Raw genomic sequence first — 13760 nt, forward strand, 5'->3', positions numbered from 1 at the left:
TGAAGCCGTCGAGTTCAACCGTCCACAGGACTGGTCCCAGACGTGGCAGAAATCAGCAAAGCGACTGCGTCAGCTCCGGCAAATGCCCGATATGCCCATGGAGCCAACCTAGCGGCTGAGGTGCCTCTACCGGGCCTGGTGCGAAAAGGATCTGCAATGAAAGAGGGAGCTCCACAGCCGCCGAGAGACGCGGCTGTGATCACCACCGCTCGAACTCCCTCAAGGGAACAAAAGGGTACCAACTAAGTTCGGCCCCCATAATGAGGATGCCTATATGGACCTGTTGCCCCAGTCTGCCGAACACACCGTCTCCCCGCCGCCCGCTCCAGACCTTCACCGGCTTTTGTTCGATCCAAACTTGCGTATACACGGCTTGATTGATGACACTGTCGTCACCAAAGCCTTGGACGATTTGAAAGCCGTGCGTTCCGGGGAAGACGATCTCTACGTTGAAATCGACACGCCCGGAGGCGACGCCGACGGCGCGCGACGTCTAGCTCTAGAGTTCAAACTTTTTCTGAAACACTCGGGCCGCAACGGCTACATCATTGGCAAGAATACGGTTTACTCTGCCGGGGTAACGGTCCTTGCCGCTTTCCCGAAAGCCTGCAGGTTCCTTTGCCCGCAAGCAGTCCTGCTGATTCATGAAAGAAGGCTTGAGAAAGACTTGGTTCTGAATGGACCAATTCGAAGCTGTCTTCAGATCGTTCGCGAACAACTTGCGCTGTTGGAAACGGCAGAGCGACTCGAGAATGAAGGGTTCGCCGATCTCGTCCAAGGTTCTCGAACATCGCTGGAAGAGCTGCGCGACCATGCCCTGAACAGCTGCTACCTGATGGCAGCAAGAGCTTTGGAGCTAGGCCTTGTTGAAGACATTGCCCATTAACTTGATGCCTCGATGCAAACGGCAGAGCGGAGTCAAACACGCTTGCCTCACTCATGTCGGCGGCGACCATGAACGACGAGGTTGACAAGATAGAGCGGGCCGGCGGCTGTCTTTGCGGGTCTGTGAGGTATGTTGTCACCGGCGCGCCGTTGCGCGTTGGCTTGTGTCATTGCCAGGATTGCAAGCGAACCAGCGGCAGCACCTACAGTGCCTTTGCCGTGTGGCCGCGGTCGGCTTACCAGTGCAAGGGCGAGCTTGCGGCGTTCAACGGCAGAGGTTTTTGTCCGGCATGCGGGTCGCGCGTGGTGAATCTCCGCGACGACGAAGCCGAGATCATGATCGGCACTCTCGACGATGCGCCAAACGACCTTCTCCCGACATACGAGCTTTGGACCCCCCGGCGCGAAGCCTGGCTCCACAACCTGCCTTGGGCTGACCAATTCGCGGGCGATCGCACCGAAGAAGGCCAAAATTGGCGCGAGGCCCGACGAGTATGACCATGCTCGAATGGCCCTCCACCCCTTGAACCGTGAAAGTCAGCTTGATGCGCGATGAATCACTCAAGTTCTTGAAGGAAATTGTGGCGACCCCGTCGCCGAGCGGCTTTGAGCAACCCGTAGCGGAGCTTTTCCGCGAGTATGTTCGTCCCTATGCCCACAGGTTGACCACGGACGTCATGGGCAATGTCACGGCGATCATCAATCCTGAGGCGTCTATGCGCTTCATGTATGCCGGGCACATGGATGAGGTCGGCTTCATCGTCCATTACATCGACGATGACGGCTTTCTTTTCTTCAGCACCATAGGTGGAACGGACGTTGCCACTGAAATCGGCCAGCGTGTCTGGGTGCACGGCAAGGAGCCGATCCTGGGCGTCGTAGGTCGCAAAGCAATCCAGACGTTCAAAGCCTCTGACACGTCTCAAACTCCCTCGCTGATGGAACTATGGATCGATATCGGCGCGAGTTCGCGAGAGGAAGCGTTGAAGGTCGTAGAGGTCGGCAGCGCGGTCACTATCCACGGCGAGTTTGCGGCGCTACAGGGCAACCTTGCTGTCGGACGAGCGTTCGACAACAAGGTTGGCCTCCTCATCGGCGCCGAGGTCCTGCGCTGCCTCTCCGAGGAGGGAGGCGTTCACCCCGGCGTGGGCCTCTATATCCTGGGTACGGTTCAAGAGGAAATTGGTTCCCGAGGCGCGATGACCTCAGCGTTCAATATCGCGCCTCGAACCGGCCTCGCAATTGATATGGGCGTGGCAATGGACTATCCGCGCGCTCGCGCCGAGGATCAGGGCAAACTGGACCTTGGGAAAGGGCCGGCAATCACTCAAGGCGCGAACACCAACCCGGTGGTGTTCAATCTGCTGAAGTCGGTGGCCGAGAAAGAGGGCCTACCTTATCAGCTTCAGGCGGTGGGCAGCTCAAGCCCTACCGACGCGCGTGTCATGCAGCAGAACCGAGGCGGCGTCGCAAGTGGGGTGCTCTCCGTGCCTTTGCGTTACATGCATACCCCGTCGGAAGTTGTTTGCCTGGATGATGTGCAAACGACGATTGACCTGGTTTGTGCATATTGCCGGCAATTGACGCCGGAGATCGACTTCACGCCAAGATGAGGCGGCGGGATTGATTGTGGAAGTCGTGGCTCCAACAGTCGCCGATCTGGCGCCTGTCGCCTACCGCCTGGTGCGTCGGTCACCGCGCACCTGCGAAAACCCAACCACGGTCCACTGGGGAGCGCGCCTCAGGTCACCGCGACCGCTTCCACCAAACGCCTGAGGAAATCCGTCAGACCGGCTTCAGGATCATCACCTGCGCCAACGAGCACCGAAATACCCCAGCGCCCAAGCACGGCCTCCTCCACAGGGTTGCGGCTGGGCATGAAGATGAACGAAGGGGGACGATCTTTCTCATATCCAGACCGGTGCCAGGTTTGCCAAAGCCGGTGCAACAGCAGCCGGATGTTTGGATCGGAGAGGCTATAGCCAATGAACAGGATCGTGCTGCCGAGAGCATCGGAGCGAAAGCGGACATCAAGGGGAGAATTGAAGGACAGGCGGTCAAGATAGTCGGTTTCGGTGAGGACAAGGGAAGAGTCCTCGTCAAAGTCGCCGTGAAATTTCACGATGTGCGTTATGCCTCGACGGGCCTGCGCAACGTGCCGTGCGTTGGCCACTTTCACGTACTCTCGACCGTGGATTTCAAAAGCGAGTTCCAGGTTCCGGTCATAGTTCGTCGTATAGATGACGGGAAAATCGAGCGTCACGATGAGACGGTGCAATTCCGATTTCTCGATCCGTTCCTTGGCGACAGACCAGTTTCTGTCCATCCAACTGCGAAGTGGTCCGATGCTGCCATGCTTGATCCGATAGTATTCGGCCAAGGTCTGAAAACGATCGCGTCGCGTGGAAAATTCATCGTCGACGCCGAGCTCCTTTGCCATTCGCTCGATGAGCTTCTCCCAAGACGGAAGTCCGACGCTGATCGATACCCCCGCCCCCACAAACAAAATTGCGCTGCGATGACGAATTGCGTTGGCGAGCGAAGCTATAGGATCATCATCGTTCATGGATAGGTCTTCCGAAGCCACTCGCGTGGGCCGGACCTAAAGGTGCGTGCCCCGTGCGCGGATCTTGGACGGGGCCCCGCAATTCGAGCCAGCACGGCGCACTGCGGGAGCATCGTGCCCCGCCGTCATCGACTAAATCGGATCGACCGTGCACCAGCCAGCCCAGAGGGGGCGGTCCTTGCAGTCCTGCCGAGCCGCTTGCCACCCGAACTGAAGTAGCGGCTGCGAGGACACTGGCTGTGAACTGGAACCGGCGCTGTTGCGGTTTACTGGCCACGATGATTCAGTTCTGCGCCAGCATATTGCGCAAAGCTCTATCGAGTTTCGCATTCACCAAGAGGTTGCGCCGCTTCGCGCCGATAAAGATGGCGAGAGAGTAAATCATTGTAAGAACAGAAATCATCGTCATTCCGGCCTAAACATCAGCGACCGGAGATGTTCCATGCGCCCGGAAATATTCCAGTGCAGGTGTTTTAAATCGCCGAAGCTACGCGCTCAATGCGCGGTTGGTTTCGTGTCCAGGGCGGACGAATTAGCGCAAGGCGGTATTCATCCTCCCACATCGGCGGCGGACTGAAGCGAAATGCTGGTTGTGTCCCCCAGGATGCAATGAAACGCCGATGCTTTGCATGCGGCCCGGAACAAATGCTCGCTTGCACAGTTCGAGCCATGCAGCGGTCGACCCCCGCGCTGCAAGATCGGTAGCCCGATCGCCCGCGCCGGCCCCTCCCACGGCGCGGGCTTTTGTTTGAATTCACGCTGTCGGGGTTGGAGTCGCTCCGCCGTTGTCGCGAGCCGGCTGATATACGCGCTGTCCGGGGCTCCCGGGATGTCGGCGACATCGGCAGTCGCGCAGTCCGGCAGGTCAGCCGATGCACGGGAACAACGCGGCACTGTGATGGTTTGGTGGCCTCGGAAGGTGGCAGAGAACGATGGGCAAAAAGCCCAAACAGCACGCAAAATCTACGGCGGATCGCGAAAAGGCGATCGAGGCGCTCTACTTCGCGCGCAAGTGCGGCCTTACGAAGGAAGAGGCACTCAAGATGCTCAGGGAAGCCCCGATCGGGATCGATGATGAAGCCGAAGAGCGCTCCGGCAGTTAGAGGCGACCGCCATTCGCGCGTCGCAGCCGGCCGCAGCGCATGATCTTCTTCACTTCCGATACGCATTTCAACGATCCGCGCATTCTGCGCCTCGACCGGCGTCCCTTCGCCTCGTTGGTCGAGCATGACCAGGCGCTGGTTGCGTTTTGGAACGAAACGGTTGGCCCGAACGACGAGGTCTGGCACCTCGGCGATTTCGCCAAGGGTCCAGCCGAGACCGTGTCTTCACTGCTGTCGTCTCTTAACGGGTCCAAGCACCTGATAATTGGCAACAATGATGGCGCTGCCACCATTGGCGACCCGGCCTGGGCGAGCGTGCACCACTATATGGAGCTTCTTGTCGAGGGCAGCTTGCTGGTTCTGTGTCACTATCCTTTTCGCACCTGGAACCAGATCGGCAAGAGATCGGTAAACCTGCACGGTCATTCGCACGGTCGTCTGAAGCCGATAACGCGCCAGCATGATGTCGGCGTCGACGCATGGGGGTTTCGTCCGGTAACCTTTGCTGCCATTCAGGCCAGTCGCCGGCGGGGTTAGCCCGGCAGAACGCCGGGCGAGCGAAGGTCTCAGCTTTGCGGGATTCGAGCCGACGAGAGGCCGTCTGTAATCCTGCCGGGCCCGCAACAACGCGACAATCCTGGTTGGGCGACTTCAAATAGGAGAACTGCTTCATATATGCGGTTTTCGCGGTACGCGGACCGCGCCACACCATCAGCTTGAGTGTGGCGAAGTCTTACGGAAGCCCCACCGGCCGTCGCAGCGCGAGATCGAACGCATCGCCTGAGCTCAGCACGTGAACCCTCAGATCATGAATCGAAAGGGCGGCATCAGGCTCACCTTCCGCGATGTTGGAATGGGTCACGCCGGCTGCGTCGACCAGATAGACAGCGCCGCTGCCAATGACCTTGAACATCTCGCCCTTCACCACGATCGCGGTGTCTTCATCAATGCCGATGCCGAGGACGCGCGGGTTCTGCGACACCGCCCCGATGAGCCGCCCAATGCGGCCACGTTCCGCAAAGTGCTGGTCGATAATGACGTTCGGCAGCAGGCCCAGTCCCGGCGCCATGCGAATGTGGCCGATCCGAAAGGACGCTGCGTTCGGCCCCTTCACCATCATTGTGTCGCTCATGACCGACGCGCCCGCGGAGGTGCCGGCAATGACGCCTCCGGCTTCATAGATTTCGTGCACCCGCTCGTCGATGGGCGTGTCGCCGATCTGGCTGGTGATGCGGAGCTGGTCGCCGCCGGAGAAGAACACCGCGCTCACGTCTGCAAGCGCACTTATTTTCTTTTCATGAGCTGCCTCGAGGCGGTCGTTGACGTAGAGCTCGATGACATCCTTGATGCCCAGCTCACCGAAGGACCTCTGATACTTCTCGAGATAGCCATCCGGCTCATGAGACGCGATGGTGGCAAGCACCAGGCGGCCGTTCGGAACCAGGCTCGCCACCTCCTTCAAGATGACACGATCGCCATCATGGTCCTCGTGGCCGCCGATGATGACGAGCGTTCCGGCTTTACCGTTCGAGGATCGTTTTTTCTTCTTGTCGGTCATTTGCCCACGTCTTTCTTGCGCAGGAAAACGTGCGGGTGGTTGTCCTCGCTGGTCATGAAAGCGACTGCGAACTCCCTGCTGTTATGCGCCCATCCAGACACGCCGGTCGCGGTAAGCACGATGGCTCCGGCTTCGCCGCCGATCGCCTCGACTTCCTTGAGCGCGGGATTCAGCACCTGCTCCAGGCCGCCTTCAGCCTGTCCCGAAGACAATGCCTGCCGCGCCGAGAGTGCCTGCATGACACGGGCCGCGAGAGCCTTTCGCGCGATATGCTCACCGTCTCCCGAGAAGGCGACGGCTCCCAACCGGTTGTCGGCATAATAGCCGCAGCCGGGTTGCGGAGAATCCCCCACACGACCGGGAGCACTGCCGTCCAGTCCGCCGGTCGAAGTGCCCACGGCGATGTCCCCGTATTGATCCAGGGCAACCACACCGATCGTATCCTTCGCCTCAGACTTGCTGGAGGCGTCGCGCTGCTGCGGCGTGATCAAATCCGCCGGATCGCAAAGCTCCAGCTGCTTGTCGGCGGCGAAACGCCGGGCTCCCTCCGACGCCAGCAGGATCGGCTCCTCATGCAGCATGGCCTTGGCGACACTGATTGGATGGCGCACGCCCTTGATCACTGCGACGGCACCTACATTGAAGTCCCTGCCCTCCATCAGGCCAGCGCACATCTCGACCTCGCCGTCCGAATTGAGGGCACTTCCATATCCCGCATTGAATGTCGGGTCGGCCTCGAGGACGCGACCGGCAGCTTCCACGGCATCGACCGCCGTTCCGCCGCCGGCCAGGACGGCCCGACCTGCCTCGAGCGCCTCGATGCATCCGTTGCGATGCGCCTCCTCCTCTTGCGGATCGATCTCCTTGGCGCCGCCGTGCAGGATCAGCGACCACATCAGCCAGCCCTCAGATGGCGAATATGGGTCTGATCGGGCCCTCCCCTCGAAGGCGTCGCGCCTCCGAAGCCGGTTACCTGCCGCCACACGGCTTCAACGTCGTCGACGGTCAGCACGACAAGGTCGTTTTCCCGTGCAAGCCTGAGACACACGTCGACGGCCTCCTTCTCGGGACAGACGGCGTGAATGCGGCCTGGGGCGCAGCCGGCGTTCAAGGCACCTTCCCGCAGCAAGCCGGCGATCGCTCCGGGGGCTCGGCCGCGCAGCTCCTGCTCATCCTCCTTGAAGACGATGACGTCGAATATCCGCGAAGCGATCGCGCCCATCTCGCGTATATCACAATCGCGGCGGTCACCGGGTATGGCGACCAAGCCGATCGTGCGCTGATAGCCGCGCCTCATGTGGGAAACGAGCTTTCCGAGCGCCTTCAGCCCTTCCGGATTGTGCGCATAGTCGACGATCGTGCGGAAACCATGCCCGTCGAAGACGTTGAGGCGACCGGGAGATTGCTCGAACGAGGTGCCAAACTCGGCCAGCGCCGCCCGGATCGTTGCCGCCGGAACGTCGTGGCAATGCGCCATGGCGACGGCTGCCAGGCTGTTGGCAACGTTGAATTCGGCCGAACCCTCGAAGGTCGCGGGAATTTCGTCGACGCTCATCAGGAACATCGATTCCCCATCCTCGTGGATGAAAATGTCCCAGCCGTCGCTGCTGGGCTCCCGCGTCACGGCGCGGCCGCCTTCCGCCAGGTGGCTGCGCAAGAAACCGGGCCACTCGCTCCTGCTCGCCAGCGAGAAGTAGCAGGTCCTGCCGCCGGCATCGCGCGACATTGCGGACGTATGGACGTCGTCGGCATTGAGAATGCTCCATCCGCCGCGGCGGACGGACTCGACCACGACCGATTTCACCTCCGCCAGGTCCTCGATCGTGTCGATGCCCCTCAGCCCGAGATGGTCGCCGTGGACGTTCAGCACCGCGCCAACATCGCATGCATCGAAGGCAAGCCCTTCGCGCAGGATCCCGCCGCGCGCACATTCCAGCACCGCGACATCGACACCCGGCTCGCGCAGCACGATCCTGGCGCTCTGCGGGCCTGAGCAATCGCCTGTGATGATTCGTTCGCCGTTCAGGTAGACGCCGGTGGTCGAGGTGAGCCCGACGGTTGCGCCATTCGCCTGCAGGATGTGCGCCAGCATTCTGGCAGTGGTCGACTTGCCGTTGGTCCCGGTGATCGCGAAGATCGGAATCCGGCCGTCCTTGCCGCCTTTGAAGAGAAGATCGAGCACGGGCCGTGCGACGTTGCGGGCGCGCCCCGACGAGGGTTCGAGATGCATGCGAAAGCCGGGACCGGCATTCACCTCTATGATGCCGCCGCCGGTTTCGCTCACCGGCCATGAGATGTCGGGACAGACGAAGTCGATCCCGGCAATGTCGAGACCGACGATCTGTGCCGCCCGCCTGGCGATCAGCGCGTTTTCGGGATGGATTTCTTCCGTTCGGTCGATCGCGGTCCCACCGGTGGAGAGATTGGCGGTGGGCCGCAAGAGCACCATTTGGCCCGGCGCTGGAACGCTCGCCAGGGCGAGCTGCGATTTTGACAGGAAATGCTCGACGCATTCGTCGATTTCGATGCGGGTCAATACCGAGGAATGGCCCTCTCCCCTCCGCGGGTCGCGGTTCGTCTCCTCGACGAGCTCGGCGACAGAACTCCGGCCATCGCCGACCACATGGGCCGGAACCCTCTCGGCAAGCGCCACCACCTTTCCGCCGATCACCAGGATCCTGTGGTCCGAGCCGACGAAATGCTGCTCGACGATAACGCTGCGGCTGTGTTCTCGCGCCTGTTCGAAGCCCCAGCGGACCTCGTCTTCCGTTGCCAGACCGATGTTGACGCCGCTTCCATGATTGCCATCGAGTGGTTTGGTGACCACGGGGTAGCCCAGCCGTGCTGCCGCCGCGACTGCGTCCTGCGCCGATCGCACCAGCTCCCCGCGTGGCACCGGCAGGCCGGCCTGTTGCAGCAGGAATTTGGTCAGGTCCTTATCCGAGGCGATCTCGGTCGCAATCTCGGAAGTGAGGTCGCTGCAACTGGCGCGGATGCGCTTCTGATGCTTTCCGTGACCAAACAGCACGAGGCTGCTGTCGTCGATCCGCGCCGCGGGTATGCCTCGCCTCTCGGCCTCGCGCACCAAGGAAGCAGTCGTAGGCCCCAAGGCACGCTCGGCGGCCAGACGCTTGAGCTGCTGCAGCCTGGCTGCGAACTCGAATGGCCCCTGCGTTTCCGCAATGTCGCCGAGCCCCTCGACACCATGCAGATTGGCCGGCAGCAGACTGTCCACCAGTTCGAGCGCGACGCGTCCGGCGAGCAGCCCGACAAGCTCATCCTTGTAGGCGAACATGACGTTATAAGTGCCGGGACTGCCTTTGACCGACCGTGTCTTTCCTCGTGTCACCCGGTGACCGAGCATGCTCTGCAGTTCCAGGGCGACATGCTCGACGACGTGGCCGAGCCAGGTTCCTTCCTGCATGCGGCGGACGAAGCCGCCGGCGGCGCCATAGCTGCAGCCATGGCCCGCAAGGCCGGGCAACAGTCGGACGATTTGTTCGGAAAACCCAGGCAGTTTGTCTGTCGGGAACGCCTCAAGTGCTCCGAGGTCGATCCGAATCTGGACCATTGGCGTCATGCTATAGAGGTGCGGCCCGCGAAACACGCGGGCGTCCACGACGCGGATAGGGCGAAAACGCGAGGCGCCCCGATGAATTTCTTTGTCCGACATAGTCCGTTTCTCCTGACTAACTCCGCAACATCCGGAGGATCGGTTAGTTCCCGGCCTTTCAGCCCAAATATTTTTGCAGGAGAGAGAAACAAAAGCGGCCGTTAACATATGTTGGCCCAAGAACACCCTCTGGTCATCTCGGCCACGTGCGGTCGCTGTTCTGAGGGCTACTTATTCTCTCGGGACGAGGCGGGCCAGGCATTCGCTCCTCTTCACAAGCATTCGCCGGGCACACCGCGGCCGTTGAGCTAGTGCCCGGCTTTGCTCATGGCCACCCATTGTGCGGGTGCAGCACTGAGGCATTAATCTTCAGCACGCCTTCGGCACCCGGGAACATTTCCAGACGCGTCAGGTTTGGAACCATCCTTGCACCGGAACTACAGCCATGCAGAGTCGAAAATCGGTGAAGGCCGCGCTTGTCAAGGAGATCGACGCGGTCCGCCTTCGTATCTCGCTGCTTGAAAGCGAGTTATGCAGAGATGGCAGACCCAGGCAAATTGGATGGCGTTCAGGATACGAACTGAACGCCCACAAAGCCCGCCTTGCTCGACTGGAGACCGTGCTTGCCCACTATCCGTCGGCACCGGCGGCCCGGGCATCGAAACAGCAACAGCTTGAGTTGCGCGCAAGGCAACCAAGTAATTTTGGGGAAACGCCATGGCTGACAGACCCTCAATCAGAACTCCGCTAGCCCGAGTGCGGGGCCTTGGATCGGCGAAACACGGAACCGAAACGTTCATGCTGGAGCGGCTGACATCTGCTGCCCTGTTGATCCTTGTCATTTACATCGTCGCGGTCGTTATAATGCTGGTCGGTGAGCCTCGAGACGCCGTCCTCAGCGTCGTAGGATCGATCTATGTCGCGCCAGCCCTTATTGGCTTCATTCTCGTAAGCTGCGTTCACATGCGGCTTGGAATGCAATCGATCATCGAAGATTACTGCCACGCCACCGTGCTCAAATCGCTTCTTCTGATCGCCAATTGGTTATTCTGCTGGGCAGTCGCGCTCGCAAGCTTGTTCGCTGTGCTGTTAATCAGCTTCAGATAGCGATCCGGTTCTCAGCTGCAGCCAGCGTCTGCCACCGGCAGGCTGAAGTTCGCCTCAGCGGCGAACCGGGCTGGCTTGCGCACAGGAGTTCGACAACCCGGCCTCATCTGATTTGCGGCAGCCTGTCCCATTGATGGAAAGGGGGTGGAGAGGTCAGCTCCCACTCCAATGTGGTAGCTCCTGGCCCCCATGGGTTCATGCCGGCGGCTCTTTGCCGGTAGAAAGCTTCCAAGATGCCGAAGAGGAAAATCACGACACTCGCGGCCGACAGGTACGATCCATAAGAGGACACCATGTTCCAGCCGGCGAATGCGTCGGGATAGTCGACATAGCGACGCGGCATGCCCGCCAATCCAAGGAAGTGATGGGGGAAGAAGACGAGGTTCACGCCGACGAAGGTCGTCCAGAAATGGACCCCAGCCAGAAGCGGATTGTAGAGATATCCCGTCATTTTCGGAAACCAGTAATACCAGCCCGCGAAGATGCCGAAGATCGCTCCCAGTGAAAGTATGTAGTGGAAATGCGCGACGACGAAGTATGTGTCGTGCAGTTCACGGTCGAGGCCGGCATTTGCGAGTTGAACGCCCGTCACCCCGCCTACGGTGAACAGGAATATGAAGCCGAGGGCCCAGAGCATCGGCGTCCGCAGGCTGACCGAACCGCCCCACATGGTTGCAATCCAGGAGAACACTTTTATCCCGGTCGGCACTGCGATCACCATCGTGGCGAAGGTGAAGTAGCGCTGCGTGTCGAGGCCTATCCCGCTGGTGTACATATGGTGGGCCCAGACGACGAAGCCGATCACCCCGATCGCCACGATTGCGTAGACCATCCCGAGATACCCGAAGATCGGCTTTCGCGAGAAGGTCGAGATCACCTGGCTGACGATGCCGAACGCCGGCAGGATCATGATGTAGACTTCCGGGTGGCCGAAGAACCAGAAGAGATGCTGGTACAGCAGCGGGTCGCCTCCGCCGTCCGGCGCGAAGAACGTGGTTCCGAAATTGCGATCGGTCAGGAGCATGGTGATGGCGCCGGCCAGCACCGGCAGAGCCAGCAGCAGCAGGAAGGCGGTGATGAGGATCGACCACACAAACAGGGGCATCTTGTGCAGGGTCATCCCCGGCGCGCGCATGTTGAAGATGGTGGTGATGAAGTTGATGGCTCCCAGGATCGAGGAGGCGCCCGCAATGTGCAGAGACAGGATGACCAGATCCACGGCGGGACCGGGATGGCCGGAGGTCGACAGCGGCGGGTACAGGAACCAGCCGGTCCCAGGGCCATAGCCGCCGGGGACGCTGGGCATGAAGATCGACAACAAAAGCAACATCAATGCCGGCGGCAGCAGCCAGAACGAGATGTTGTTCATGCGCGGGAAGGCCATGTCGGGGGCGCCGATCATGATCGGAACCATCCAGTTGGCGAAGCCGCCGATCAGGGCGGGCATCACAGTGTAGAAGATCATGATCAGCGCGTGGGCCGTGGTGAAGACGTTGTAAAGCTGCTTGCCGGCGTCGATCGCCGCGTCGCCCTGGTAACCATAGATCATCGACGCCAGTCCGGGGAAAAACTGGATCCCGGGTTGCTGCAGCTCGATTCGCATGCTCACCGACAAGAGCATGCCGATCACCCCCGCGATGAAAGCGAAGGCCAGATAGAGTGTGCCGATGTCCTTGTGGTTGGTCGAAAACAGCCATCGGGTGATGCCGGTCGGCTGGTGGCTGTCGAGACCGTCCGGATCTGCCGCCGTATATTCGTTCATGACCTTCTCCGCTTGAGCCGTCCGTCGCCAGCATCGAACCGTGCTGGAACTTGATTGTTCCCTCCACCGAACCGGCGGTAGGAACATTCCACGGAAGCCGCGGTTAGGTTCCGCGCGGCCGACCCTGCGCGGCTGAGGATCGACGTCCATGCTGGCGATAATTGCTGCGACACTGGTTCTGACTACGGTGGTTGGTGGGCTGATATCCGCCTTCTGGCTCGAGGCGCGTTATGGTCTCCATGACCCCATGCCGCCGGACATGTCGGTGCCCAGGCAACTGAACGCCCCGGCCTGGAGCCGGTGGTCCTGACATGGACGCGATCACCGCGACACTCGACCCGAGAACGCGAGCCGGCTGGCTGCTGCTCGGCTTCGCGCTCGGCGGTTTCTTCGACGGCATCGTCCTGCATCAGATCCTGCAATGGCATCATCTTCTCTCGGGCGTCGCCGATCCGGTGGGTTCCGACCTGCGCTTCCAGATCATGGCCGACGGCCTCTTCCATCTTTTCATGTATGTGCTCGCCGTCGCCGGCACGGTGCTGCTGGTGGCCGCGAGGGCGGCCGGCGCGCGGCCCGGGACCACCACGGAGATCCTGCGGCTCGCCTTCGCCGGGTTCGGCGTCTGGCATGTCGTCGATGCCGTCGTGTTTCACTGGCTGCTGGGTCTGCACCGGATCAAGATGAACAGCGACTTGCCGCTCGCCTGGGATATTGCGTGGCTGGTCATCTTCGGCATCGTGCCGCTTGTGTTGGTGCTGGTGCTGCCCAACCGCGGCGGACCGGCACGCGGTGCTTCGGCAGCGCTTACCAGCATCGTCCTGCTCGCGGGATTGGCAGCCGGCGCCGGCCCGTTCTTCAACGGTGCCGCCAATTCCATCATCGTCTTTCGGGCCGGGATGGAACCGGCGGCGATGATGCGGGCCGTTGAAGTCGCCGACGCCCATCTCAAATGGGTCGACGCCAGCGGCACCATCTGGGCGGTCGACCGCGTCTCATGGCGCGGGTTGGTATCCCTTCACGCGCGCGGCGCCCTTGTGGTCAGCACGACGCCTGTCATTGCCGGATGCCTCGCCTGGACCGATGCCGCCGGAATGAGCAGTAGCTCCAGCCAGCAGCGAGGCACTCCTGCCAGGCTATGACTTCCGGACAGGGATAGGGGAGTATCA

Annotated in this window: 12 protein-coding genes; 7 read left to right on the forward strand and 5 right to left on the reverse strand. The window is 61.0% G+C overall.

The genetic code is table 11. The annotated features are described in order from the left end of the window. Window positions 1-274: 274 nt before the first annotated feature. The 3 genes from NKJ75_RS17505 (at window position 275) to NKJ75_RS17515 (ending at window position 2498) form a co-directional block, all read left to right on the forward strand. Window positions 275-886 carry an ATP-dependent Clp protease proteolytic subunit gene (locus NKJ75_RS17505; protein ID WP_023672669.1) on the forward strand — a complete coding sequence of 204 codons (612 nt, stop codon included), beginning with the start codon at window positions 275-277 and terminating at the stop codon, window positions 884-886. A 68-nt stretch (window positions 887-954) separates the two neighbouring features. Next, window positions 955-1383: a GFA family protein gene (locus NKJ75_RS17510; protein ID WP_050589274.1), complete on the forward strand. Its 429-nt coding sequence runs from the start codon at window positions 955-957 to the stop codon at window positions 1381-1383. 47 nt (window positions 1384-1430) lie between these two features. Beyond that, the gene (locus NKJ75_RS17515; protein WP_023672671.1) at window positions 1431-2498 is read left to right on the forward strand and encodes a M42 family metallopeptidase; all 1068 of its coding nucleotides are present in this window, start codon (window positions 1431-1433) and stop codon (window positions 2496-2498) included. A gap of 128 nt (window positions 2499-2626) precedes the next feature. On the opposite strand, the gene NKJ75_RS17520 is transcribed toward NKJ75_RS17515, so the two are convergent. Continuing rightward, the gene (locus NKJ75_RS17520) at window positions 2627-3451 is read right to left on the reverse strand and encodes an SIR2 family NAD-dependent protein deacylase (protein WP_023834098.1); all 825 of its coding nucleotides are present in this window, start codon (window positions 3449-3451) and stop codon (window positions 2627-2629) included. A 932-nt stretch (window positions 3452-4383) separates the two neighbouring features. On the opposite strand from NKJ75_RS17520, the gene NKJ75_RS17525 reads away from it, so the two are divergent. Next, a complete protein-coding gene (locus NKJ75_RS17525) occupies window positions 4384-4554 on the forward strand; it encodes a hypothetical protein (protein WP_023672674.1) in 171 nt (56 codons plus the stop codon). Between the two features lie 39 nt (window positions 4555-4593). Next, window positions 4594-5091 carry a hydrolase gene (locus NKJ75_RS17530; RefSeq protein WP_023806123.1) on the forward strand — a complete coding sequence of 166 codons (498 nt, stop codon included), beginning with the start codon at window positions 4594-4596 and terminating at the stop codon, window positions 5089-5091. A 196-nt stretch (window positions 5092-5287) separates the two neighbouring features. Here the strand turns inward: NKJ75_RS17530 and NKJ75_RS17535 are convergent, their stop codons facing one another. The 3 genes from NKJ75_RS17535 to cphA are packed head-to-tail and all read right to left on the reverse strand — an operon-like array spanning window position 5288 to window position 9785. Further along, window positions 5288-6112, reverse strand: a complete 825-nt coding sequence (locus NKJ75_RS17535; RefSeq protein ID WP_023710470.1) for a cyanophycinase — start codon at window positions 6110-6112, stop codon at window positions 5288-5290. Next, complete coding sequence (locus NKJ75_RS17540; protein ID WP_352499992.1) at window positions 6109-7008, reverse strand: isoaspartyl peptidase/L-asparaginase family protein; 900 nt, start codon at window positions 7006-7008, stop codon at window positions 6109-6111. The genes NKJ75_RS17535 and NKJ75_RS17540 overlap by 4 nt, the downstream gene beginning before the upstream one ends. Beyond that, window positions 7008-9785 (reverse strand): cyanophycin synthetase, encoded by a 2778-nt coding sequence (gene cphA / locus NKJ75_RS17545; RefSeq protein ID WP_352499993.1) that lies wholly within the window; start codon window positions 9783-9785, stop codon window positions 7008-7010. Before cphA ends, NKJ75_RS17540 begins: the two co-directional genes overlap by 1 nt. A 657-nt stretch (window positions 9786-10442) precedes the next feature. Between cphA and sdhD the strand changes: the two genes are divergently transcribed. Further along, on the forward strand, window positions 10443-10832 hold the full coding sequence (gene sdhD / locus NKJ75_RS17550) for a succinate dehydrogenase, hydrophobic membrane anchor protein (protein WP_027050929.1): 390 nt from the start codon (window positions 10443-10445) through the stop codon (window positions 10830-10832). 103 nt (window positions 10833-10935) lie between these two features. Here the strand turns inward: sdhD and ctaD are convergent, their stop codons facing one another. Beyond that, on the reverse strand, window positions 10936-12594 hold the full coding sequence (gene ctaD, locus NKJ75_RS17555; RefSeq protein ID WP_352499994.1) for a cytochrome c oxidase subunit I: 1659 nt from the start codon (window positions 12592-12594) through the stop codon (window positions 10936-10938). 311 nt (window positions 12595-12905) lie between these two features. Between ctaD and NKJ75_RS17560 the strand changes: the two genes are divergently transcribed. After that, entirely contained in the window at window positions 12906-13733 is an 828-nt protein-coding gene (locus NKJ75_RS17560) for a DUF2243 domain-containing protein (protein WP_023696175.1), read from the forward strand. Window positions 13734-13760 lie beyond the last annotated feature (27 nt).

This window comes from Mesorhizobium sp. M0058 (assembly GCF_040323095.1).
GTDB lineage: Bacteria > Pseudomonadota > Alphaproteobacteria > Rhizobiales > Rhizobiaceae > Mesorhizobium.